Here is a 22,375-nt window from a genome sequence, read left to right on the forward strand (position 1 = left end):
TGTCTTGCTCTATTCTGCACATAAAGTACTGTTAGATTAAAAAATTAAAAACAAAATATATTTAGATGACTTATTCGGTGCCCAAACAATTGGGAGAAAGATGCTTTATCAATTATAATCCAATAATAATGTAAGTTTTTCAATTAAAGAATGAACGGTGTAATGATTAAAAGTTGATAGGCATTCTTTGTGATAGTAGAATGAAAAATATACGAATACGTACATAAGGGGACAGTGTAGCATGATCGGAATATATGAAGAGAAAATTGACACCATTCCAAGCTTAATTATAGTGGATGCAGAAAAAAACGACGTCGCTTTGCCCGTAATTACTTATTTCCACGGGTTTACCAGCGCAAAAGAGCATAATTTGCCCCTAGCATTTTTACTTGCTCAAAAAGGATACCGGGTTATTTTGCCTGATAGCAAGTATCATGGCGCCCGAGAAAATAGCATTCATGCGGAGGAAAGACAACTATCCTTTTGGGATATTGTAGTACAAAATGTAACTGAATTACAATATATAAAGGATTATGTAGATGAAGCTGGATTATTATTAGATGATCGCTTTGGCGTTGCGGGGACAAGCATGGGAGGAATAACGACTTCTGCTGCCATTACCCAATATGAATGGGTTAAAGCAGCTGCTATCTTAATGGGTACACCGAAGATTACAACCTTTGCTCAGGAAATTATTGATGCGTTTAAACAAAAGGGCGATCTGCCTGTAGAACAAAAAGAAATTACGAACTTGTTGGATCAGCTAGCCAAGTATGATTTGTCTCAGCAACCAGAGAAGTTAAATGAACGTCCGTTGTTTATCTGGCATGGGGAAGCAGATGAAATTGTACCGTTTAATCATGCTTACTCTTTTTATAAACAAGTAGCACCAACTTATGCTAACTCTAAAGATATTGTATTTCTAGGAGAAGCAAATCGTGGTCATAAAGTAGGAAGATTTGCCACACTTGAAACGGTAAAGTGGTTTGTAGATCATTTATAATCAAGTTATACGCTATTTTACATAAATATTCCCAGCTTACAAGCATAGGAATTCATTCAAACCGTTTTCAAACTGTTTGTAACAAGCGTTGTTTTCTTTAAATATACACAAAAATATGTTTAAATAGTAGTAACATATTGGAGGAGGGAAATTGTATGGATGAAGCATTAAAGGAGAATCTTTTTGGTGCATTAGAAAATGTTATTGATCCTGAATTAGGCATAGATATTGTTAATTTAGGTTTAGTATATGATGTAGAATTAGATGAAGAAGGTATATGTAAGGTTACCATGACACTAACTTCTATGGGATGTCCGCTTGCTGGACATATTGAGCAAGATGTGAAACACGCATTATCTGATATTCCTGAAGTGAAAGAAACGGAAGTTAGCATTGTTTGGAACCCTCCATGGGGCAAGGAAAAAATGTCACGTTATGCTAAAATTGCACTAGGTATTCCGGATTAATTTATTATCTAGGAAAATAAATCAAAAGCAGTTGCCTGACATAGACAACTGCTTTTTTTATTCCATGGAATCCATTGTGTTTTATCGTGTAAAGATAATAATTGCTAGAATTCCAACTACGAAACAATAGAAACTAAAATACTTTAGGTTGCCTTTAGCCATGATGTTAGCGAACCATTTAAGGGCAAAATAGGTAGCAATAATGGAAGCTAAAAAGGCAATAGCATAAGGAATCATTAATTCATTAAACCTTTCATCTTTGACAATATCACTTACTCCTAAAATCGTTACCCCAAGGCTAACGGGAATATAAAGTAAAAATGAAAAACGAAAAGCAGTTTCCCGCTTCATGCCGACAAGCATAGCAGCAACAATAGTAGCACCTGAACGGCTAATCCCAGGAACTAATGAGACGGCTTGTGCTGCACCGACAATAAGTACGTCTTTTATCGTTAAATCTCCGTCATTTTTCTTCCCGTGAAGATTACGAATTATCCATAAAGCTGCCCCAGTAATCAGCAAGGTGTATCCGACAGCAACAGCTTTAATGTCACTTATATAGTCGTTTAATAAGAAGCCTAAAACTCCCGTAGGAATGGTTGCTACAATTAGAAATACGATAAATTGAAAGTCAGCTGTTGCTTCATTATCTCTATCTTTTTGTAAAACAAATCGAAGCCCATTTTTTGTTAACCGAATTAAATCTTTACGGAAAACGACCAGGACAGCGATTAGTGATCCGAAATTTACTAAAATTTCAAATGACAATCCTGTTAATTCGACTTGTAAATGAAGGAGATCACGAAGCATAACTAAATGTCCGCTTGATGAAATAGGTATTGGTTCCGTGAAACCTTGAAATAAACCGAGTAATAAATATTTTAAAATGATACTTAAGCTAGATATAGCGTCCATGAAAAAATCCTCTCCAATATTTCTCTTTTGTAAGATTAAACTTAAATGGAAAATCAAGGTATTCATTTACCTTACAGGAAGCTTACAATTTTGTAAGCTCTTTAGCTGTACTATAGAAAACAAAACGTTAAGAAGGGCGATTTATACTCATATCCCTTTAAGAAACCTCAGAGCCTTGCGATAAAACTTGTTGCAATAGTAGATTTTGACCACTATACAAGTCACCAACCTATGGGCAAATGAATAGGCTGTGTGGTGAGGAGGCAGATAATATGAGTCACAGTCATCAACATATATACGATGTTTGTAAGGATCATATGCATGCTTATGTGCTTATTGAGTTAGTAGATGGTTCTAGCGTTGACGGGATAATAACTGGTTTGGATCACGAATCTGTATATTTAGCAGTACCAATAGAAGCGCATGAACAACATCACTCACATATGCAGCAAGGGCATAGCCAACATCACAGACAATTTGGTTATGGCTATCCAGGATACGGTGGGCCTGGTTATGGTTACGGAGGATATGGGTACCCTCCTAACCGATTTCGAAGGCTTATTTTACCATTAACAGCTTTAGCTGCACTCAGCATTTTACCATGGTATTAATGGAAACAAGAAAAAACCCTTGCCTTATACGTTAAAAAGAGGCAAGGGCTTTCCCTTTTCTTCAATTAGGCAACTGTGGGTACGGTACAAACGTACAATCCTGAAATTAGCTATGTATGGAGAATAAACTAAAGCAACGGTGTGGGCTTGCCACACAGTTGCAGTGTCATTATAAATGGACTTAGTTATCTTCTTTTAAAATACCGTCACCTAGTACGGATACCATAACAAAGAAGACGACTGATAATCCGATGGTTGCTGTTAAGTTGAATGGTTCACTTCCCATACTTGATAAAACATAGGAAACCACTGCGCCAATTAAACATGACCAGAAAAGTGTAACAATGTATCGCATGATAACACCTCGTTTTTCACAGTAACTTTATTAGAAATATCTCTTTCTAGTTTACCAAAACAAAGATGAAAAAAAAAGTATAACTTGCATTTATTGAAAATCATAACATTAATGTAACGAATGGAAGAGTTCTTTTCTCCATAAGAATATTATGGAACAATGAGTACTTATTCTATATCCAGTCATGTATTCGAAAAGAAAGTTAATGGAAGTAAGGAAGACGTATGCTAGAGAAGTTTCCTCGGAGATAACAGGGCTTAAATGCATTATTTGCAGAAAGAAATTGAAGTACTGCCCTTGCTAGTCATCCGTTCAAATGTTGCGGGGAGCTCTGCTAAAAGCTTTTCTGTATACCGTATATATGAAAAAAATTACGAACAGGAGTGGTGTCTTTGGTTACGGCGGTTGCAAATTGTAATCATTGGATTGGTTTTCATATCACGAATCAATTATTGGAACAAGGCATGAAAGTGGAAGGGATTGTAGACTGTAAGAAAGATGATTCACTGTCTCTTTTTTTGGGGAGAAATAGTAATTTTTCTTTTTATTCAGGTGATAAAAACGAAATATATGAACAATTCATTTGCCTTGGTTCCATCCATGAAGATGTCAATATTTCTGCGGAAGTATGTGTAACACTAGCACATCCAAGTACAGTACATGGATCTACAAGCCTAAATGGCGTATTTATTGAATTACCTCTTTTATTTGGTGAATGGATGCCTATGTCAGAGAATGGTATGTATTTTCAAGGAGAACTTGTTCCTTTTTCATCGGATTATTTCCTTCAACATGCCGTATATATTCATGATTTTATAGACGTTTTTCTTAATTGGTTAGAAATGTACGAGGTAGGTGAGGAGAAGCAAAACGTAAACAAAATAAAACTTGATAATTATATAGATATTAAGGACAATAGACCTAAAGAGGCGACAGTTAATCAGGTCATTCAACACTTTCGAAATCAACGATTAGGGAAGAGGTTCTGACCAAAGGACGTATATTAACGGACTTATAAGCGAACGGTAAAATTTTGAGTACGTGGACTTTTTGTTCCATAGCCAGCGTTAGATGAGCAACAATTATAAGTACACGTAATTTGTAAAGTGATTTTATGAAAACATGTCTTAATGCAAATCTTTATCGTGAAAGCTGTCGTTTTTCTTATACGATAAACCTTTAAACTTTCCTATAGCATAAAAAAGGCGGTTGTCTTCATACGGAAGTAGAGTGGGAGGTGTTTCTATTGCGAAATGTTTTTGTCATTATTAGCGTGTTATTGATACTAGGTAGCTGTAGTAGTCCCTTGCAAACAGAACAGCGAATACAGAATGTGGGTATGTTATTAAACGGAAACATCTCTGATCACGTATGGAATGAAAAAGGGTACCAAGGACTTGTTTCATTAGGAGAAAAGTATGGAATGGATGTTTATTATAAAGAAAATGTGGCAACTGAGAAGGAAATTATTAAAGCGATTGAGGAATTTTCCAATCAAGGAGTAAATCTTATATTTGGCCATAGTTCTTTTTATGGAAAACACTTTACAGATGTTGCTGAGAATTATTCCCATATACAGTTTGTTTATTTTAATGGTTCATATGTTGCAAAAAATGTAACTAGTTTTACATTTGATACGTATGCGGCTGGATATTTTGCTGGTATGTTATCTGGTAAAATGACAGCTGCAAATAAAGTGAGCATCATTGCTACTTATGAATGGCAGTCAGAGATTGAAGGCTTTTTTGAGGGAGTTAAAAATGTAAACCCGAAAGCGGAAATAGAATTAGCTTTTTTAAATGACTGGAATGAGGTGCAAACAGCACAAGGGATTTACCAACAAATGAAATCAACGGGTGTAGATGTATTTTATCCAATAGGTGATACTTTTAGTGAAGAGATTATTAAGTATGCAAAAAGAGATGAGGTTTATGCCATTGGGTATAGGACTAATCAAGCAGAGTTAGCAAAAAATACAGTTTTAACTTCGACTGTCCATCATGTAGAGAAACTGTATGAATATGCAGTGGAACATGTGAATGATCGCAAATTAACCGGACAATTAAAAAGCTTTGATTTTCAAGATGGTGTTATTTCTTTAGCGCCTTTTAGTGACCAAGTGCCCCTTTCTTATCAATATGAGATGAACCAAGCAATGGAACATTATACAAATACGGGATTGCTCCCTGAAATGTAGTTATGTTATTCATATCGATTACTATTCGGTATTGAAAGTGACCTCTCCCCCCTTTTTAAGCTGAATATAAGCTGCTGTAAGATCATACTTAATTGGACAAGTCTACAGTAGATTAAAGCTCTTCGCATAAACTTCTGTGCCGTAACAAGTATTGACAGAGAATTTAAACGAACCATAGAAAAATAGTAAAAGCGTTCGATGTTATAAAGAATGGACGATAGGTTAATTTTCGCTAATGCCATGAAAAAGTAGTAAGCGAATAAAAGGAACCTATCTACAAACCATCATTAGCTAGGTAAGATTATCAGCCTGTAACTTGCAAAAAAAATCACGATACATTAAAATTAGTACCAAGTAATAATAATAGATAATAATAATTTTAGATTATTTTTTAAGGAGATGGAAATATGGATGTTGGTGTTTTAGGTTTAGGTCATTATGTTCCTGAAAAAGTTGTTACGAATCATGATTTAGAGAAGATCGTCGATACAAATGATGAGTGGATTCGTACGAGAACAGGTATTGAAGAAAGAAGAATAGCAGAAGAGGACATGGATACTTCAGATATGGCGTTTTTAGCAGCAGAAAAAGCTATTAACAATGCAAATCTAAAACCTAACGATATAGACCTTATTTTAGTCGCAACAGTAACTCCTGACACACCATTTCCCTCTGTTAGCTGTATGATTCAAGAACGTTTAGGTGCAATGAATGCAGCAGCCATGGATATTAGTGCAGCTTGTTCAGGTTTTATGTATGGGATGGTAACAGCAAAGCAATTTATTGAAAACAGCACATATAAACATGTATTAGTTGTAGGTGTAGAAAAGCTGTCAAAGATTACTGATTGGTCAGATCGTAGCACATGTGTATTATTTGGTGATGGTGCTGGTGCAGCTGTAATGGGCCAAGTATCCGATGGTAAAGGGATTCTTTCGTTCGAATTAGGTGCTAATGGCGCAGGCGGAAAAGAATTAAAGCAGGAAAAAGATACTGGTTATTTATATATGAATGGTCGTGAAGTATTTAAATTTGCTGTTAGACAAATGCCAGAATCATCTGTTAATGTAATTAAAGCTGCTGGATATAAAGAAGATGATGTAGATTATTTAGTGCCACATCAAGCAAATATCCGCATCATGGAGGCGGCTCGACAACGATTAGGTATCGCCGAAGATAAGATGGCGAAAACAGTAAAGAAGTATGGCAATAACTCTGCAGCTTCTATACCAATTGCTTTGTCGGAATCAGTCGCAGATGGTAAAATAAATGATAATGATTTGATCGTTTTAGTTGGCTTTGGCGGCGGTTTAACATGGGGCGCCTTAGCGATAAAATGGGGAAGATAACTGGATGGAGCTAGGAGGAAAACCATATGAAACAAAGAAGAGTTGTAGTAACAGGAGTTGGTGCTGTTACGCCTGTTGGAAATAATGTTAGTACCATGTGGGAAAACTTAATTTCAGGGAAGTCTGGGATTGATTTCGTTACCAAAGTGGATAAAGAGCTATTTCCGGCTAAAGTAGCTGGAGAAGTGAAAGATTTTGATCCAAGTGCCTATATCGAGAAGAAAGATGTTCGTAAAATGGACTTGTTTACACAATACGCTGTTGTAGCGTCAAAAATGGCGGTTGAAGATGCCAACCTTACTATTGATGATGATAATCGGAATCGTGTAGGCGTTTGGATTGGCTGTGGTATCGGTGGTATGCAAACTTGGGAAGATCAGCATCGAAAACTGTTAGAAAAAGGGCCTAAGCGAGTTAGTCCATTTTTTGTACCAATGATGATCCCAGATATGGCTGCGGGTCAAGTTTCTATTCAATTAGGTGCAAAAGGAATAAATTCATGTTCTGTTACAGCTTGTGCTTCAGGCGCAAGCTCCATAGGTGATGCGTTTAAAGCTGTGCAGCGTGGGGATGCAGACGCTGTTATTACAGGTGGAACAGAAGCGCCGATATCTAATATGGCGTTTGCTGGCTTTTCTTCTGCCAAAGCACTTTCTCTTCATGAAGATCCACAAAAAGCAAGTCGCCCATTTGACAAATATCGTGATGGATTTGTAATGGGGGAAGGTAGTGGTATTTTAGTGATAGAAGACTTAGAAAAGGCGTTAGAACGTGGCGCGCATATTTACGCAGAAATTGTTGGTTACGGTGCTACTGGTGATGCTTATCATATTACTGCGCCAGCAGAAAATGGTGAAGGTGCAGGACGTGCGATGGATATGGCGTTAAATGATGCAACAATTGCACCAAATGAGGTTGATTATATTAATGCACATGGTACGAGCACAGCCCTTAATGATAAATTTGAAACTGCTGCTATAAAGACAGTGTTGGGCGACCATGCGAATGATGTTGCCATTTCTTCAACAAAATCAATGACAGGACATTTACTAGGTGCTGCTGGTGGTGTAGAATCGGTGATTTCTGTTAAAGCAATTGAAGAAGGAATCATTCCGCCTACCATTAATCTTGAACATCCTGACCCAGATTGCGACTTGGATTATGTTCCAAACAGGGCAAGAAAACAGCATGTTCAAGTTGTGTTAAGTAATTCGCTTGGATTTGGCGGTCATAATGTTGCACTACTATTTAAGAAATACCAAGCATAGTTAGAAAGTGAGAAGAAGGAACGCTTCGTAGTTGTGAAACGTCATAAAAAATAAGAAAGCCGATCAAATTTGATCGGCTTTTTTTGTGGTCTAGGAAATTATAAAATTTTAGCAGCTGTGGATAAACTTACTAAGTTATTTAGCCACGTCCGGCGCAAGCACCCAGCAACTAGCGACTTCACTCCATTGCCCTACGCTAAGTCATCATTGGTTCGTGGTTAAGAGGAAGTCCAACTAAAAACGGGCTTGCTGGAGGGCGCCGGCATACTCCTGTTGCAGGAGCATGATTCCTAAAACTTTCGTTGATTCGTTCCAGTCGCTACGTTGCTAGCCGGGTGCCCAAAGCCTTTGTTCCACTATAGGAAAGTATAAAAGTTTATTGTATAAGAAAAACGACGCCTTTCGCCATGGAGAGTTGGAAAAGGGGCAGTTTTTCTAACATGTATGGTTTAGGACAAGCATAGTCTATTAAAAAGGACAAGGCAGGAGAGGGAAAATGGGATACGTGTTTTTATTTTTAATGGGCTTTGGTTTTTCTATTATGGGTGGTGTCACCATTATTGCATATATGAATTTTCTTCCAGCTGGTCTATCATGGGGGGAGTATATGAGTTTTATAGCTAGCAGAGTAGAATGTTATTTTCTTCCAGTTGGACTAATTATCATGCATATTGCTTTAAAACGTTACCCAAACAGTTAGCCGTCTATTTCACGAATGCTTGGTTGTAACTATTTAAAAAATGTTTGTTGAAAATATATAGTTCAAAACGCTTATTTGAAAAATAATATGTTGCAACTAGAATATTTTGTCTGCTAGATGGTCATAATGTATGTTAAATTCAGTTTGAAAAAGTGAGGGTTGTTTTATGCTATATATGCATGATGTTTGGGTGAATTGGTTTGAAGGAGAAGAGAATGGTTATAATGTATGTTATTTTCATGAGTGGCGTAAAGATGATGGTATTGAATTATTAGATCAAATACCATTATTATACATAACGAAAGAACTGTTCTCTTATATTGAAAATGATATGCAGGAAATCCCAAAACCGCTTTTAGACGCTATCTATAAACGTGCTTATATGCGCAAAGGGCATGATAGAACAGTTCTAGAATATGCTAGCATTATAACAGATGGCAAGGAAATCCTTATCTTTGACACTATTGGTTATCGGATCCCAGTTCGAAAAAGCAGATTAATTCCAAGGCAAGAACAGCTCGTCTACGATATGATAAAAAATGCCAAAGTGCAATCGTTTAAATATGACGGGAACAATTATAAAAAAGAATACCATATGCTTTCTATGCCACCAGAACTCATTTTTGGATTAACTAGAAGAGAGCGTCAACTAAAACAATTAATGATGATGGGGCTAGATCAGTTATGGACGACAAATAATTTGGAAGAGTTACGTTACTGGTTAACAGAATGGAATCCAAAACGTTATCCATATATTCGTTTTATGGATGAGAAAGCAGTTTGGACCGCTCTATATGAAGGTGTGAAAAAAGGGTGGAGTGATAGGCATGAGGATTTCTGTCACAAACTTATTAAAGGACAGCCTTTCTTGGAAAAAATGTGGGAAATAGAAAATGGGCAAGAACAAAATGCTTCGAAATAATGGATGTTTAGAAAAACTTAGCTTACCGCCAAATCTTTATGGTGGAAGCTGTCGTTTTCTTATACTACTTAAAAATTATACTTTTCTATAGTATTAAAGTAACGGGTGAAGCAACTACGCTTTACCCGATTTTTTTCTTTATAAGAAAGTCGTTATAACGAGAAGCGTTTTTTAATCCCTTATATAAGTGTTGGACAAAACAAAGCGGGTAATAACAGCACTTAATTTCCCTTTTTTCATAAGAGGACGATAGGCCCCCTTGGGTTACTAAACAATGAATGGGGATAACAGAAAAGCCCCACTCATTGATTTTACATTATTTTTTCTTTTTTACTCTTCCTAAGCCCATTGCTTTTTTGGCTTTTGCCACTGTTCGATTTGCGGTGAGGGCAGCTTTTTCGGCACCAACATCTAAAATTGAATCTAATTGTTCAGAATCCAAGAGTGAATAATAGTTGTCTTGAATTGGTTTTAGCACCTCAATGATAGCATTAGCTGTTCCTTGCTTAAATTCTCCATAACCTTTGTGCGCATATTTTTGTTCAAGGGATGCAATAGATTCACCAGAGCAGATGGAATGAATAGATAATAGGTTAGATACACCTGGTTTGTTTTCTTTATCGTATTTTACGATTCCTTCAGAATCAGTGACAGCACTCTTAATTTTCTTTTCGATTTTTTTTGGTTCATCAAGCATAGAAATAAACCCTTTTTCATTCTCATCGGACTTACTCATTTTCTTTAAAGGGTTTTGCAATGACATAATACGTGCACCAACCTTAGGTATACTTACCTCTGGTACAGTAAAGATATCGTTATATCGATTGTTGAATCGTTGTGCTAAATTTCTCGTTAATTCTAAATGTTGTTTCTGATCTTCTCCCACAGGAACGAGATCGGTTTGATATAGTAAAATATCAGCCGCCATTAAGGCAGGATAGGTGAGTAAGTTTGACGGAATAGCAGCTTCTCTATCTGCAGATTTATCTTTATATTGGGTCATTCGTTCTAATTCACCCATATAACTAATGGATTGTAGCATCCATCCTAATTGCGTATGTGCAGGGACTTCCGATTGGATAAATAGCGTTGATTTTTCTGGATCAATACCGGCTGCTAAATATAAGGCTGCAAGCGAACGGATGTTATTTCGAAGTTTTAATCGATCTTGCGGAACAGTAATCGCATGTTCATCCACAATACAAAAATAGCATGTATGGTCATCTTGAAGTTCCGTAAAATGTTTTAATGCACCGAGGTAATTTCCTAAAGTTAACGTACCACTTGGTTGAATTCCTGAAAAAATTGTTGTCATTTTGTTCACTCCATTTTCATTATTTTCCATATAAAAAGGCTCAATTATCCCCTGTTACAGGGACGATTGAACCGCGTTGCCACCCTAATTACCTTCTATAGAAAAGGTCACTTCATTCATGCTAACAAGCTCTAAAGCCCAATTCCAATAAACCATGGTGCTTGTTTTCACCTGCCACAAGCTCTCTTAAAAACCAGCGGGAATATTGTACTATATCTTTGTCATCGCTAATGGTATTTGTTTTGTATTATTATATAAAGCTTTGTTAAAGATTGCAAGGCAGGAGTTTGGCGTCTACGCCATTTCTTGTCATTTGCTGATTAGGTTATTTGGCATAAAAGCTGTTATCTATTTGCTCCTTTAATAAGTGATAGGCTTCGGATATATTTTTCGCTTTAATTCTTATTTTTTTATTATCGGGTATTTGTTTCGTCGTATAGTCGTATAAAGGATCATAATAATATTTGAGCAATAGCATGACTGCTAATTCGTAGTGTCCTGCGTTTAATTCCGTTTCAATTTGTTTAGCAATAGGTGTATGAATGCGCTTTTTGATACGTTTAAATGCTTCTAAACAAGATTCTTTATACTTCCAAGGTTCGTATTCTTTTATAATTTCTGCGGTTCGTTCTTCAATGGGAAGTTCAATGATAAATTGCGTGCCCTCCGTCTTCTTTTTTAAGAGAAAGTTTGGTAAAATCACTCTACCTACTCGCTTACTTTCACCTTCAATAAGCATAAATGGCGTTTGTTTTATGCTTTCTATTTGTTCGATGAGCAACGCATCAAATGTTTTTTGGTTATGTGGTTGTAAGCCAATTTGACCAAATATGGAACCACGGTGATTAGCCATTCCTTCTAAATCAATAACAGGGTAATTTAGTTTTGCTAATCTTCTAAGTATGGTTGTTTTTCCTGATCCAGTATGACCGTTTAGTACGAGTGCTTTCGTATCCCAATTTAAATGTTCTAACGTGTTCACAACCCAGTTGCGATAACTGCGATAGCCTCCATCTAACCGATAAACGCTAATCCCCATTAAGTCTAAAACAGTAGCTGTTGTTTTACTCCGCATGCCACCGCGCCAACAGAATACAATCTTTTCTCCATCTGTATTTGAAAAACTTTTCACAAAATGAGGTAGTTTTTCAGACATTATTTTTAAGCCATGCTCTTTAGCTATTTCAGGGCTTTTTTGTTTGTACAATGTACCTACTTCTGCTCTTTCTTCATCATTAAAAAAGGGAATATTGATAATGTTTGGAATCGTGGCGGTGTTAAATTCAGAAGGAGATCTTACATCAATAAGCGTAAGTTTCTTTTTTTCCTTCATTGACCTAAGTGCTTCAATAGTAATATTTTGCAACAATGTTTTGCCACCTCTTCCTATCTTACTCCTGTACGTAAATATGTGCTTTCGTATCTTCCGTAGCCTCGCCAATAATTGCGGCATGTATACCTTCAGCTTGTAGTTCAGATAGAAGTTGAGCAGCTTCTTTATCCTTTACGGCCATTAACAGACCACCTGAAGTAACCGCATCACATAAAATCCACTGGTCTATCTGATCCATGCTACTTGAAAAAGAGACTTTTCCTTGTACGTGTTGAAAATTATTCTTTGTACCACCAGGAATAGCACCTAATTCTGCTAGCTCTTTAACCCTAGGTAGTTTAGGGACTTTATGGTCGTATATAGTAAGACTGATTTCACTACCTATGGCCATTTCGGATGCATGGCCTAACAACCCAAAACCTGTGACGTCTGTACAGGCGTGTACTTCATACCTTTGCATAATATGAGCAGCTGCTTTATTTAATGTAGCCATTACCTTCGTAACATGTTCAATCTCTGTATCTGTAAGTAAATTGCGTTTAATTGATGTTGTTAGTACACCTACACCAATCGGTTTTGTCAGAATTAGCTTATCATTCGGTTTCACTCCACTGTTTGTCCGCACTTTTGCAGGGTGTATGATTCCGGTTACGGCAAGTCCAAACTTTGGTTCTTTGTCATCAATGGAATGTCCGCCTACTAATGCAACTCCTGCTTCAGTCAATTTATCACCAGCACCACGTAGTATATCGGCTAAAATTTCCTTATCTAAGGTGTGAACTGGGAAAGCAACGATGTTCAATGCCGTTATTGGTGTACCGCCCATAGCATAAATATCACTAATGGCGTTAGCTGCAGCAATTTGTCCAAATGAATATGGATCATCTACAATTGGTGTAAAGAAATCTAACGTTTGCACAATAGCTGTATCCTCATTAATTTGGTATACTCCAGCATCATCGCTTGTATCTAAACCGACAAGGACGTTTGGGTTTGGAGTGGGTGAAGGGAGTTGTTTTATAATGTCAGCTAAATCTGCGGGGCCAATTTTACAACCGCATCCTCCTTTTGTGGTGAGCGTTGTTAGTTTTACATTGTTCTTCGTCATTAAGAAGACTTCCTTTCTTATACTATAGGAAAGTATAATTGTTAGGTTTTATTTTAAGAAAAACTATCGCTTCCGCCATGAAGTTTTGGCGGTAAGTCAAGTTTTTCTAATATATCTAACCCTTATTATAGAACAAACTTTTTAAATTTGCATATGTAAAAAAGGAATTAATGAAAATTGGATCTATCTTCTATAAAAATACAATCTAGCACGTCCTATTAACAAATAACGAGTGTTCTAGGAAATGGTAATCATTTTCAACATAAATTGATATTTTTCATTCAAAATTGACAGGTTTTCCTTTATACTAGAACTACAATTATGAAAATGGAGATTGATAAGCATGAGAAAAACACGAAATCTACTAATTTCAGGGATTAGTATTGCTTTATTAAGTCTTCCTATGGTTGCACATGGGGAAGAGACAGCTACTGCTAGCTTACACCAAGAACGTGAACTTAGCCTACAGCCGTTAAAAGATAGTATGAAACGATTTGTACATACCTCAGACTATACATTTGAATATCCAGATGCGGTGCGTGGTATTTATGTGACTGGAAATTCAGCGGGAGGAAGCAGGTTCAACAATCTTGTTGATTTTGTTGATCAGACGGAATTGAATTCAATGGTCATTGATGTAAAAGAAGATAATGGCAATTTAACATTCACTCCTGAAGAAGGTTCTCCTTATGAAGATATGGCTTCAAATATGATACAGAATCCTGAGAAAATGATGGAAACTCTGGAAGAAAAAGAAATCTATCCGATTGCTAGAGTGGTAGTTTTTAAAGACTCCGTTCTAGCTAAAAAACGTCCTGACCTGTCATTTAAAAAGAATGGACAAGTGTGGGTTAATAATAAAGGGGAAGCGTTTGTTAATCCGTTTCAAAAGGAAGTATGGGAATACAATGTAGAAGTGGCTAAGATGGCTGCGCAGATGGGATTTCAAGAAATTCAATTTGATTATGTTCGTTTTCCGGAAGGATTTGAAACGAGAGACAAAGAATTGGATTATAGTTTAGGTGATTATAAGGACAGTGAAATGGACGATGTGCAAAAGCGTGTTCAAGCAGTTAATGATTTCGTAGAATATGCGCGAAATGAACTATCAAACTACGATGTTGATGTTTCTGTAGATATCTTTGGTTATGCAGCTACAATAGAAGAAGCGCCTGGAATTGGACAGAACTTTTCTAAAATATCAGAGAACGTAGATATTATTTCATCCATGATTTATCCTAGTCATTGGACATCTTATTTCGGTATTGAAAAACCAGATACCGAGCCTTATAAATTAGTGGATGAGTATGCGAAGGTGGAAAATAAAGTATTAGGTGCTTTAGAAGAACCGCCAGTTTCAAGACCTTGGCTTCAAGATTTTGAAGCACCTTGGTTGTATTCTGGAGCAACGAAGCAATACGGCAAAGCCGAAGTAGAAGCGCAGATTAAGGCGTTGTATGAAAATGGAATAAATGAGTTCTTGCTTTGGAATGCTGGTAACACGTATTCAGAAAATGTTGATTACACAATTGGATTAGACGAATAATAAAATTGGAGAAGTTGCTGTTTATTGAAACGGTAAAACTTCTCCATTTTTATATAAAATGTATTAATTTTGTGAATCCTATAAGTATATTTTTGTTCATTGGTAATTTAACAAATATTCTTTTTTTCGTTATACTATAGAAAAAGTTTAACGTTTTAAGGTTTATAGTATTAGGCAAACTACCGTTTATGCTAAAGTTTTAATGGCAAGCAAATCTTCCTAATACTTATACTTATAAAGCGTACTAAAAAATAAGGGAGTGGATCAATGAATTGGTATGAAAAGTTAAATAATTATTTTTCTGTAGAGGAGATGAAGTCGAAGGAGCATATGGAGAAGCTTTTGGATGAGAAAGGTAATGTCTATTACAAAGATGAAAGTGACTTGCACGTAATGATGTATGCAGAATTTGATACTTTCATCTTTATTGATTATTTATGGGTGTCATCTAAAGCTAGGGGTAAAGGGATAGGACATTCATTACTTGAGAAGTTGAAAGAAAAGAATAAGCCAATTATTCTAGAGGTTGAGCCAGTTGATTATGAAGATACGGATACAGCCAAAAGATTACATTTTTACCGAAGAGAAGGTTTTGCACATGCGCAATCGATTGGTTATAGTAGGAGATCGCTTGCTACCAACGAAGACACCGAATTGGAGATACTATACTGGTCGCCAAGTAATGAATCAGAAGGTTTTATATATGAGCAGATGAAACAAATGTATGAAGTAATTCATACGTATAAAGATAAAGAGGTCTATGGTCGAAGTTATCAGCATGTAGATGAGGTTTTAAAATACGATGAGGATCGAGAAAACAACATTTTTGACAATTTACAAGCAGATAAATAAAGTATTAATGGAGAAACCTTGTGCTTATCGGCAATTTTTTATGATGATAGGTAAGTTTTTCTAATAATATAATAAAACCCATAAAGGTGCAGGTTATTTCTTGCTTAGTCTTGTAAAATGCACATTGTCCCATTCTTGAAGTGGGTGACTAATAGCACCTAGAAAAGCCTTTTTACTTACTTAGTAAAAAGGCTTTTCTATGGTGGTTTAGACGTAATTAATGACAAATGTAGAGCAATCGTCTAATAGTATATAACAAGTGTTAGCTTATTTCTTTCGTCTTAGTCAATCGATTTAATTTTGCGGCTAATCCAAGCGTAGATGTTGTGGAATTTTCACCGCTTGCAAAAGCGCTAGAGTCCGTGTTCTGTGAAATTTAATCCCGCTATTTCTTCTGTAGAAACGCGCAGGGAGGTTATTTGCTTGATTGCGAATAACAAGTCCCCTAAACAAGCTGTTGTCCAACAAGTAATGACAATGACATCAAGCGTTCGAACGCCGAGTTAGGTTAGACTATGGCCGTTAATGAACCCAGAAGAAGTTGAAAAAAACCAACTGCAAGTGCCCCCCCAAATACGGTAAAGTCCATGGACTCAAATTGCGCCTACGTAGTCATCAATATTTAATTTTTTAGTGAAAAAAGTGTATTTTATCAAATAACAGGTTTAAATAAGAACAATTATGGGTAACTTACAATTAAGCGGTAAAATAAACGTAATAAAAAAGTATAAAATCTAATAATTTCTCAAAAATCCTCTACCTTTCGCTTGACATTTGTAGTATAATCTACATATAAGGTAATTTAAACTTATTTTTATTTGATAAAACATTCAAAGTTTATAAAGGAATAAACTATTTAGAATGAGGAGTGAAGTTTTTGATGGTTACACTTTATACCTCACCAAGTTGTACATCGTGTAGGAAAGCTAAAGCATGGTTGGAAGAACACAATATCCCGTTTACGGAGCGTAATATATTTTCTGAACCGTTAACATTGGATGAAATAAAGGAAATCCTGCGTATGACTGAAAATGGTACAGATGAAATTATTTCAACTCGGTCAAAAGTATTTCAAAAATTAGAAGTAAATATTGACCAACTACCAATGAAGGATCTCTTTAATTTGATTCAAAAGAACCCTGGGCTTTTAAGAAGGCCAATTATTTTAGATGAAAAACGTCTACAAGTTGGTTATAATGAAGACGAAATCCGTCGTTTTCTTCCAAGAACTGTTCGTACCTTTCAATTACGGGAAGCGCAAAAAATGGTTAATTAATCTTGAAGTAACAAGATAATAATTGCAGAACACAGAGTTATATGGATAATATAAAAAACACAGACCAGGCCAGTGGTGCTGTGTTTTTTGCGTTGAAATTTAATTTTTGGATACAAAGAGCTGTAACGCCCGTATCAATCATTGTAAGCTGCCTTGGGATACGTTAGATTAGTGTGGATAAAAGAAAATCCCACTCATAAAGTTCAATTTATCTAATGTATTTGGTAACCTTTATTATTTCCTAAAATCGTCAAAAAAAATAGCGTGACAAATCTTTCATTATAGGTTAAAATATGTTACTAATTAAATAGGCATATATGTTTCCAAATCCCTTCTTCATATCATACAATATGATTAAGTGAATGTACCTTATTTTAGATTCGGTGACAAATAAAGGCGAGATTCATAATGTTGAAAAATAAGGTTAAGAATGAACAAATAAGGGTATTGTCCAGGTAAGTTACAAGTGGTGAGACTGTATCTTCCACCTACCAAAAAAAGAAGGGGGAGAAAAAAATGGAAATAGAAAGAATAAATGAGAATACAGTTAAGTTTTACATTTCATATATGGATATTGAAGATCGTGGTTTTGAACGCGAGGAGATTTGGTACAACAGAGAACGAAGCGAACAACTGTTTTGGCAAATGATGGATGAAGTAAATTATAAAGAAGATTTTAATGTTGATGGTCCATTATGGATTCAAGTTCAAGCTTTGGAAAAGGGGCTTGAAATCATTGTTACGAAGGCTCATATTTCCAAAAATGGTGATAATATAGAATTGCAAACAGATGAAGGAAATGCAGTAGATTTTCCAGTGGACAAGAAAATTGAAAATATGCTTGAGGACAAATTTAGTAAAGAAGATGAAGAAGATAACGAGCAATACAATGATGAGAACCTTTGGATTATTGCTAGCTTCAAAGATTTTGAAGATGTTATCCAGTTAAGTCACTATTTTATAAATGACGATTTCGGGACTGTAGAAACCTTATACCATTATAACGATACCTATTATTTATATATGGAATTTTTGGAAGATGAAATAGAAGAAGAAGAACAAGAGAACATGATTAGTAAAGTTTTTGAATTTGGTAATGATACAGATATTACGAATCATGTGCTGTCTGAATATGGAAAAATTATTTTTGAACAAAACACATTCTCGAATATTAGAGCCTATTTCCCTGCAAACATATAGGCACTCTGTATAGAGTGCCTGCGTTTTATTTATTCATATCCCCCGCCTTCACTTTCCTTTTTTGCATTCTTTCATTAAACGAGGATTTATTCTATAAGTGCTTTCTGCTTTAACAATGCTATCAGAAATACTTTACGCGTTAAATGGTATTTTTGACGAGTCCTTATTGATAAAATCTTTTAACCATCGACTTGAGATAAGTGTCCAATAAATAAAGCCTGTCCATATTAATAAGCAGTCGAAAATTCTGCCGTCACTAAAGGAATAGGATTTCTTGTTCAAATCAACAGCCTCTTTGTGGATGGAAACATGAGTCTGTGTTACATTTTCAAGCAAATAAATAAACAACAATAACATATCAAATAGAAGAGGAGGTTTTTCATGCTACAAGCTATGGACAAGCATGGTAACACAATAACATTATTTACAAATACTTACCGGGAAATAGTTAATATGAAAAAAAACGTGCAATCTTTTTTTTGCCCGATTTGCAAAGGCGCCGTTTTTATACGTTCTGGTAAAAAGGTAATTCCTCATTTTGCGCACTATTCCAATCCAAATTGTCACGCAGTAGAAGAAGGTGAGGGACTGTATCATGAACGAGGAAAAATGTTACTTTTTAATTGGTTGACTAAACAGAATCTAGCAGTTGAATTAGAATCGTATATTAAAGAAATTAAACAGCGTCCAGATTTACTTCTCCATATTGGAAAAAAGCGGATAGCAATCGAGTATCAATGTGCAACTATTTCTAGGGAACTTCTAAAAGCTCGAACAGAAGGTTATCGTTCGGTTGGTATATACCCATTATGGATATTAGGGGCAAACCAGTTAAAACGAAAAAGCGCGCATAAATTGCGCATAAATACTTTCGTTCAGTCTTTTATCCACCAGTTTTCCGCTCAACTCTCACCACGAATTTTCTTCTTCTGTCCAGTAGCAAATCAATTCATTATTGCCCACGATATTTATATGACTTCCAAACAATTAGCTATTACCAACTTTATAAATTCCAAATTAAATCAATTTTCATTTTTAAATTTGTTTGATCATAAATTATTTACTAGTGAAAATTTGTATACGCTATGGGAGCGAGAAAAATTAATTTTTCGTACAAAACAACGTCATAAACTTTCTATTCAACAGCTTCAATGGCACAAATGGCTCTACAGCAAAAACGTATATCTTCATAACCTTCCTTCTATTATTTATCTTCCAATTCAATCCCAGCTTTTCATGAACAAGCCGCTATGGGAGTGGCAAAGTAGCTTTGTATTAGAAAAATTAGCTTTACTTCAAATTGGTGAGACGATAAATATCGATTCTTATAAAAGAATCCCTAAGGTGAATACAACAAGTGAATTTCCTTTAACCTGTAATACATTCAATCCATTATATGAATATATGCTACTCCTCAAGCAACTACAAATGTTTAGCCAACAGTCTACAATCACTTTTAGGAAACAAACGGAGATTTATTTTCCTAAAACAATAGATGAAGCAGTGATTGCTGATAGACATCTCCTCCACAAATTGAAACAAATAAGCATGTTTCTTCCAAAATAATGTATACTAAATAACAAAATATTTTTTTCCTATAGAAAAAATCGTATAATCGTTCTGAAAAAGAAATTTGGAACAGGAAAAAGCTATTGAAAAGCGAAAATCTTTATAGTGGGAACAATTTAATGTATCCTATTAAGGAACAATGAGGAGGTTAAGGAAATGGCAAAAGCTAATAAAGAACTACCTAAAAGAACAGAACTCCCTGTTGAATTAACATGGAGGTTAGAGGATATTTTTGAAACGGATGAAGCATGGGAACAGGAATTAGCAGATTTGCAGAAAGCTATTCCAGAAATTGAAAATTACCAAGGCTTATTAGGTTCCTCTGCGAAAAACCTTTATGAAGTGTTAAAGCTTCAGGATCAATTATCGGAACGGTTAGGCAAGCTCTTTACATATGCACATATGCGTTATGATCAGGATACGACAAATTCATTTTATCAGCGGATAAATGCACAAGCAGAGAACGTTATTACGGTTGCATCTAGTAAAATGAGCTATATTGTACCAGAGATTTTAGAAATTAACGAAGCTACTTTAAAGCAGTTTATGCAAGAAGAAGAAGGTTTGCAAGGTTATCAAAAAACATTGGATGAAATCACTCGTCAGCGACCGCATATTCTAAATAAGCGCGAAGAGGCGATTTTAGCTGAAGCTTCAGAGTCGTTAGGAACTGCTTCTCAGACATTTGGTATGTTAAACAATGCAGATTTAACGTTTCCATCAATTAAGGATGAAGACGGAGAAGAAGTAGACGTTACACATGGTAGATATATTCGCTTTATGGAATCACAAGATCGTTCTGTACGGAAGGCAGCTTTTCAAGCAATGTATGAAACGTACGGTGCGTTTAAAAACACATTTGCGTCGACATTGAGTGGAAATATTAAAAAAGATAACTTTGTTGCCAAAGTAAGAAATTACGAATCTGCTAGACAAGCCGCGCTTGATAATAATCATATTCCGGAGAAAGTGTATGATAATTTAGTTGAAGCAGTTAATGAACGTCTTCCGTTACTGCATCGATATATTCAATTGCGTAAAAAAGTGTTGGAATTAGATGAATTGCATATGTACGATATTTATACACCGCTTGTTCGTGATGTTGATATGGAAATCACCTATGAAAAAGCGCAGCAATATGTGCTTGAAGGCCTTGCTCCATTAGGAGAGGGTTATTTAAATATTGTAAAAGAAGCGTATAATAATCGATGGATTGATGTGGAAGAAAATAAAGGAAAACGCAGTGGGGCTTATTCTTCAGGTGCTTATGGAACGAATCCTTACATTCTGCTGAATTGGCAGGATAATGTAAATGATATGTTTACTTTAGCTCATGAGCTGGGGCATTCTGTTCATAGCTACTATACGCGAAATAACCAACCTTATCGCTATGGAAACTACTCTATTTTTGTTGCGGAGGTTGCTTCTACATGCAATGAAGCATTGTTAAATGATTACTTATTAAAAAATCTAACAGATGAAAAACAAAAGCTATACGTATTAAATCATTTTCTAGAAGGATTTAGAGGAACTGTATTTCGTCAAACGATGTTTGCTGAGTTTGAACATATGATCCATGTAAAGCAACAGCAAGGAGAAGCTCTAACTGCAGAAAAGCTTACTGAATTGTATTATGATTTGAATAAAAAATATTATGGTGATGATGTTATTTCTGATGAAGAAATTGGTCTGGAATGGGCGCGAATCCCTCACTTCTATTACAATTATTATGTATATCAGTATGCAACAGGATATTCAGCAGCAACGGCCTTAGCGCAGCAAATTTTAACAGAAGGCGATGGAGCTGTGGAACGTTATACGGATTTTCTAAAAGCAGGTAGTAGCGAGTACCCGATTGAAGTATTGCAAAAAGCTGGCGTAGATATGAATAGTAAACAAACGATTTTGGATGCATTAGATGTGTTTGCTGAAAAACTGGAGCAATTAGAAGGTCTGCTTAAGTAATCTGTTTATCCCATTAAGATCACGGCTTGTCGCCAATTCTTATGGCGAAAGCCTCATTTTGCTTATACGATAAAGCCTAAAAACTATATGTTTTTTTATAGTGTAACAAAAAAGCAAGATGCTAAAAACATCCTGCTTTTTTGTGTGTGCCAGGCATGCACACATTCTCTAGGGTTCGAGTCCCGAACCACGAAGGCAGTAGTAGTGGTTAGCCTAAGACAAGGGTGTCTGGGGTGACCCAGAATCTGAAGGAAGTCGGCGGCAAATCTCCGCCCTTAGGAACACGAACTTCATAGAAGGCTAGGTGTACTTGGATGAGACTGCACAACAAGTCAAAGTCCTTACTGCCAAAGGGTACACAGAGTAAATGAAGTGGGGATATGGAGAGGAAGAATGTGTGCTTACCCCGGGAGATCTGACAGAA

General features: G+C 35.8%; 20 protein-coding genes and 1 other annotated feature. Of the genes, 15 read left to right on the forward strand and 5 right to left on the reverse strand.

Annotation, left to right across the window (positions count from 1 at the left end):
* Positions 1–241 precede the first annotated feature (241 nt).
* Together D9780_RS03675 and D9780_RS03680 are read left to right on the forward strand one after the other, a co-directional pair.
* Positions 242–1,003, forward strand: coding sequence for a prolyl oligopeptidase family serine peptidase (locus D9780_RS03675; RefSeq protein WP_121639326.1), 762 nt, complete (start codon positions 242–244; stop codon positions 1,001–1,003).
* Between the two features lie 155 nt (positions 1,004–1,158).
* Positions 1,159–1,470 (forward strand): metal-sulfur cluster assembly factor, encoded by a 312-nt coding sequence (locus D9780_RS03680; protein ID WP_121639327.1) that lies wholly within the window; start codon positions 1,159–1,161, stop codon positions 1,468–1,470.
* 81 nt (positions 1,471–1,551) lie between these two features.
* On the opposite strand, the gene D9780_RS03685 is transcribed toward D9780_RS03680, so the two are convergent.
* Positions 1,552–2,376 carry an undecaprenyl-diphosphate phosphatase gene (locus D9780_RS03685; RefSeq protein ID WP_371413727.1) on the reverse strand — a complete coding sequence of 275 codons (825 nt, stop codon included), beginning with the start codon at positions 2,374–2,376 and terminating at the stop codon, positions 1,552–1,554.
* Positions 2,377–2,657: 281 nt separating this feature from the next.
* Here D9780_RS03685 and D9780_RS03690 point away from each other — a divergent pair, with 281 nt between their 5' ends.
* Positions 2,658–2,996: a hypothetical protein gene (locus tag D9780_RS03690; protein WP_073006174.1), complete on the forward strand. Its 339-nt coding sequence runs from the start codon at positions 2,658–2,660 to the stop codon at positions 2,994–2,996.
* Between the two features lie 181 nt (positions 2,997–3,177).
* On the opposite strand, the gene D9780_RS03695 is transcribed toward D9780_RS03690, so the two are convergent.
* Complete coding sequence (locus D9780_RS03695; RefSeq protein ID WP_073006176.1) at positions 3,178–3,351, reverse strand: DUF2929 family protein; 174 nt, start codon at positions 3,349–3,351, stop codon at positions 3,178–3,180.
* 392 nt (positions 3,352–3,743) lie between these two features.
* Here D9780_RS03695 and D9780_RS03700 point away from each other — a divergent pair, with 392 nt between their 5' ends.
* From D9780_RS03700 to D9780_RS03725, 6 genes are all read left to right on the forward strand, one after another.
* Positions 3,744–4,340, forward strand: coding sequence for a hypothetical protein (locus tag D9780_RS03700; RefSeq protein ID WP_121639328.1), 597 nt, complete (start codon positions 3,744–3,746; stop codon positions 4,338–4,340).
* A gap of 257 nt (positions 4,341–4,597) precedes the next feature.
* Positions 4,598–5,548 carry a BMP family ABC transporter substrate-binding protein gene (locus D9780_RS03705; protein ID WP_121639329.1) on the forward strand — a complete coding sequence of 317 codons (951 nt, stop codon included), beginning with the start codon at positions 4,598–4,600 and terminating at the stop codon, positions 5,546–5,548.
* Between the two features lie 407 nt (positions 5,549–5,955).
* Positions 5,956–6,897 (forward strand): beta-ketoacyl-ACP synthase III, encoded by a 942-nt coding sequence (locus D9780_RS03710; protein WP_121639330.1) that lies wholly within the window; start codon positions 5,956–5,958, stop codon positions 6,895–6,897.
* A gap of 26 nt (positions 6,898–6,923) precedes the next feature.
* Positions 6,924–8,165: a beta-ketoacyl-ACP synthase II gene (fabF, locus tag D9780_RS03715; RefSeq protein WP_121639331.1), complete on the forward strand. Its 1,242-nt coding sequence runs from the start codon at positions 6,924–6,926 to the stop codon at positions 8,163–8,165.
* A gap of 496 nt (positions 8,166–8,661) precedes the next feature.
* The gene (locus D9780_RS03720; RefSeq protein WP_073006183.1) at positions 8,662–8,865 is read left to right on the forward strand and encodes a YuzI family membrane protein; all 204 of its coding nucleotides are present in this window, start codon (positions 8,662–8,664) and stop codon (positions 8,863–8,865) included.
* Between the two features lie 166 nt (positions 8,866–9,031).
* Positions 9,032–9,787: a YjbA family protein gene (locus tag D9780_RS03725; protein WP_073006195.1), complete on the forward strand. Its 756-nt coding sequence runs from the start codon at positions 9,032–9,034 to the stop codon at positions 9,785–9,787.
* A gap of 316 nt (positions 9,788–10,103) precedes the next feature.
* Here D9780_RS03725 and trpS read toward each other — a convergent pair whose 3' ends face one another.
* The 3 genes from trpS to selD form a co-directional block, all read right to left on the reverse strand.
* A complete protein-coding gene (gene trpS, locus D9780_RS03730) occupies positions 10,104–11,102 on the reverse strand; it encodes a tryptophan--tRNA ligase (protein WP_073011076.1) in 999 nt (332 codons plus the stop codon).
* A 55-nt stretch (positions 11,103–11,157) separates the two neighbouring features.
* Positions 11,158–11,336: a binding site (T-box leader), on the reverse strand.
* 91 nt (positions 11,337–11,427) lie between these two features.
* Positions 11,428–12,471, reverse strand: coding sequence for a tRNA 2-selenouridine(34) synthase MnmH (gene mnmH, locus D9780_RS03735; protein ID WP_121639332.1), 1,044 nt, complete (start codon positions 12,469–12,471; stop codon positions 11,428–11,430).
* A gap of 22 nt (positions 12,472–12,493) precedes the next feature.
* Positions 12,494–13,543, reverse strand: a complete 1,050-nt coding sequence (gene selD, locus D9780_RS03740) for a selenide, water dikinase SelD (protein ID WP_121639333.1) — start codon at positions 13,541–13,543, stop codon at positions 12,494–12,496.
* Between the two features lie 343 nt (positions 13,544–13,886).
* Between selD and D9780_RS03745 the strand changes: the two genes are divergently transcribed.
* From D9780_RS03745 to pepF, 6 genes are all read left to right on the forward strand, one after another.
* Positions 13,887–15,089, forward strand: coding sequence for a putative glycoside hydrolase (locus D9780_RS03745; RefSeq protein ID WP_121639334.1), 1,203 nt, complete (start codon positions 13,887–13,889; stop codon positions 15,087–15,089).
* Positions 15,090–15,356: 267 nt separating this feature from the next.
* Positions 15,357–15,941 carry a GNAT family N-acetyltransferase gene (locus D9780_RS03750; protein WP_073010764.1) on the forward strand — a complete coding sequence of 195 codons (585 nt, stop codon included), beginning with the start codon at positions 15,357–15,359 and terminating at the stop codon, positions 15,939–15,941.
* 880 nt (positions 15,942–16,821) lie between these two features.
* Positions 16,822–17,217, forward strand: a complete 396-nt coding sequence (gene spxA / locus D9780_RS03755) for a transcriptional regulator SpxA (RefSeq protein WP_073010767.1) — start codon at positions 16,822–16,824, stop codon at positions 17,215–17,217.
* 516 nt (positions 17,218–17,733) lie between these two features.
* A complete protein-coding gene (mecA, locus tag D9780_RS03760) occupies positions 17,734–18,417 on the forward strand; it encodes an adaptor protein MecA (RefSeq protein ID WP_121639335.1) in 684 nt (227 codons plus the stop codon).
* A 381-nt stretch (positions 18,418–18,798) separates the two neighbouring features.
* Positions 18,799–19,983, forward strand: a complete 1,185-nt coding sequence (locus tag D9780_RS03765; protein ID WP_121639336.1) for a competence protein CoiA — start codon at positions 18,799–18,801, stop codon at positions 19,981–19,983.
* A gap of 159 nt (positions 19,984–20,142) precedes the next feature.
* Positions 20,143–21,951 carry an oligoendopeptidase F gene (pepF, locus tag D9780_RS03770; protein WP_121639337.1) on the forward strand — a complete coding sequence of 603 codons (1,809 nt, stop codon included), beginning with the start codon at positions 20,143–20,145 and terminating at the stop codon, positions 21,949–21,951.
* The last annotated feature ends 424 nt before the right edge of the window (positions 21,952–22,375 follow it).

The organism is Virgibacillus sp. Bac330 (assembly GCF_003667845.1).
Lineage (GTDB): Bacteria > Bacillota > Bacilli > Bacillales > Amphibacillaceae > Virgibacillus > Virgibacillus chiguensis.

Excerpts from the sequence above, each read along its gene's own strand:
- trpS (WP_073011076.1), bottom strand. The coding sequence starts at position 11,102 with ATGACAACAATTTTTTCAGGAATTCAACCAAGTGGTACGTTAACTTTA.
- D9780_RS03675 (WP_121639326.1), top strand. The coding sequence starts at position 242 with ATGATCGGAATATATGAAGAGAAAATTGACACCATTCCAAGCTTAATT.
- pepF (WP_121639337.1), top strand. The coding sequence starts at position 20,143 with ATGGCAAAAGCTAATAAAGAACTACCTAAAAGAACAGAACTCCCTGTT.
- spxA (WP_073010767.1), top strand. The coding sequence starts at position 16,822 with ATGGTTACACTTTATACCTCACCAAGTTGTACATCGTGTAGGAAAGCT.
- D9780_RS03745 (WP_121639334.1), top strand. The coding sequence starts at position 13,887 with ATGAGAAAAACACGAAATCTACTAATTTCAGGGATTAGTATTGCTTTA.
- selD (WP_121639333.1), bottom strand. The coding sequence starts at position 13,543 with ATGACGAAGAACAATGTAAAACTAACAACGCTCACCACAAAAGGAGGA.
- D9780_RS03695 (WP_073006176.1), bottom strand. The coding sequence starts at position 3,351 with ATGCGATACATTGTTACACTTTTCTGGTCATGTTTAATTGGCGCAGTG.
- D9780_RS03765 (WP_121639336.1), top strand. The coding sequence starts at position 18,799 with ATGCTACAAGCTATGGACAAGCATGGTAACACAATAACATTATTTACA.
- D9780_RS03710 (WP_121639330.1), top strand. The coding sequence starts at position 5,956 with ATGGATGTTGGTGTTTTAGGTTTAGGTCATTATGTTCCTGAAAAAGTT.
- mecA (WP_121639335.1), top strand. The coding sequence starts at position 17,734 with ATGGAAATAGAAAGAATAAATGAGAATACAGTTAAGTTTTACATTTCA.
- D9780_RS03690 (WP_073006174.1), top strand. The coding sequence starts at position 2,658 with ATGAGTCACAGTCATCAACATATATACGATGTTTGTAAGGATCATATG.
- D9780_RS03725 (WP_073006195.1), top strand. The coding sequence starts at position 9,032 with ATGCTATATATGCATGATGTTTGGGTGAATTGGTTTGAAGGAGAAGAG.
- fabF (WP_121639331.1), top strand. The coding sequence starts at position 6,924 with ATGAAACAAAGAAGAGTTGTAGTAACAGGAGTTGGTGCTGTTACGCCT.
- D9780_RS03720 (WP_073006183.1), top strand. The coding sequence starts at position 8,662 with ATGGGATACGTGTTTTTATTTTTAATGGGCTTTGGTTTTTCTATTATG.
- D9780_RS03750 (WP_073010764.1), top strand. The coding sequence starts at position 15,357 with ATGAATTGGTATGAAAAGTTAAATAATTATTTTTCTGTAGAGGAGATG.
- D9780_RS03680 (WP_121639327.1), top strand. The coding sequence starts at position 1,159 with ATGGATGAAGCATTAAAGGAGAATCTTTTTGGTGCATTAGAAAATGTT.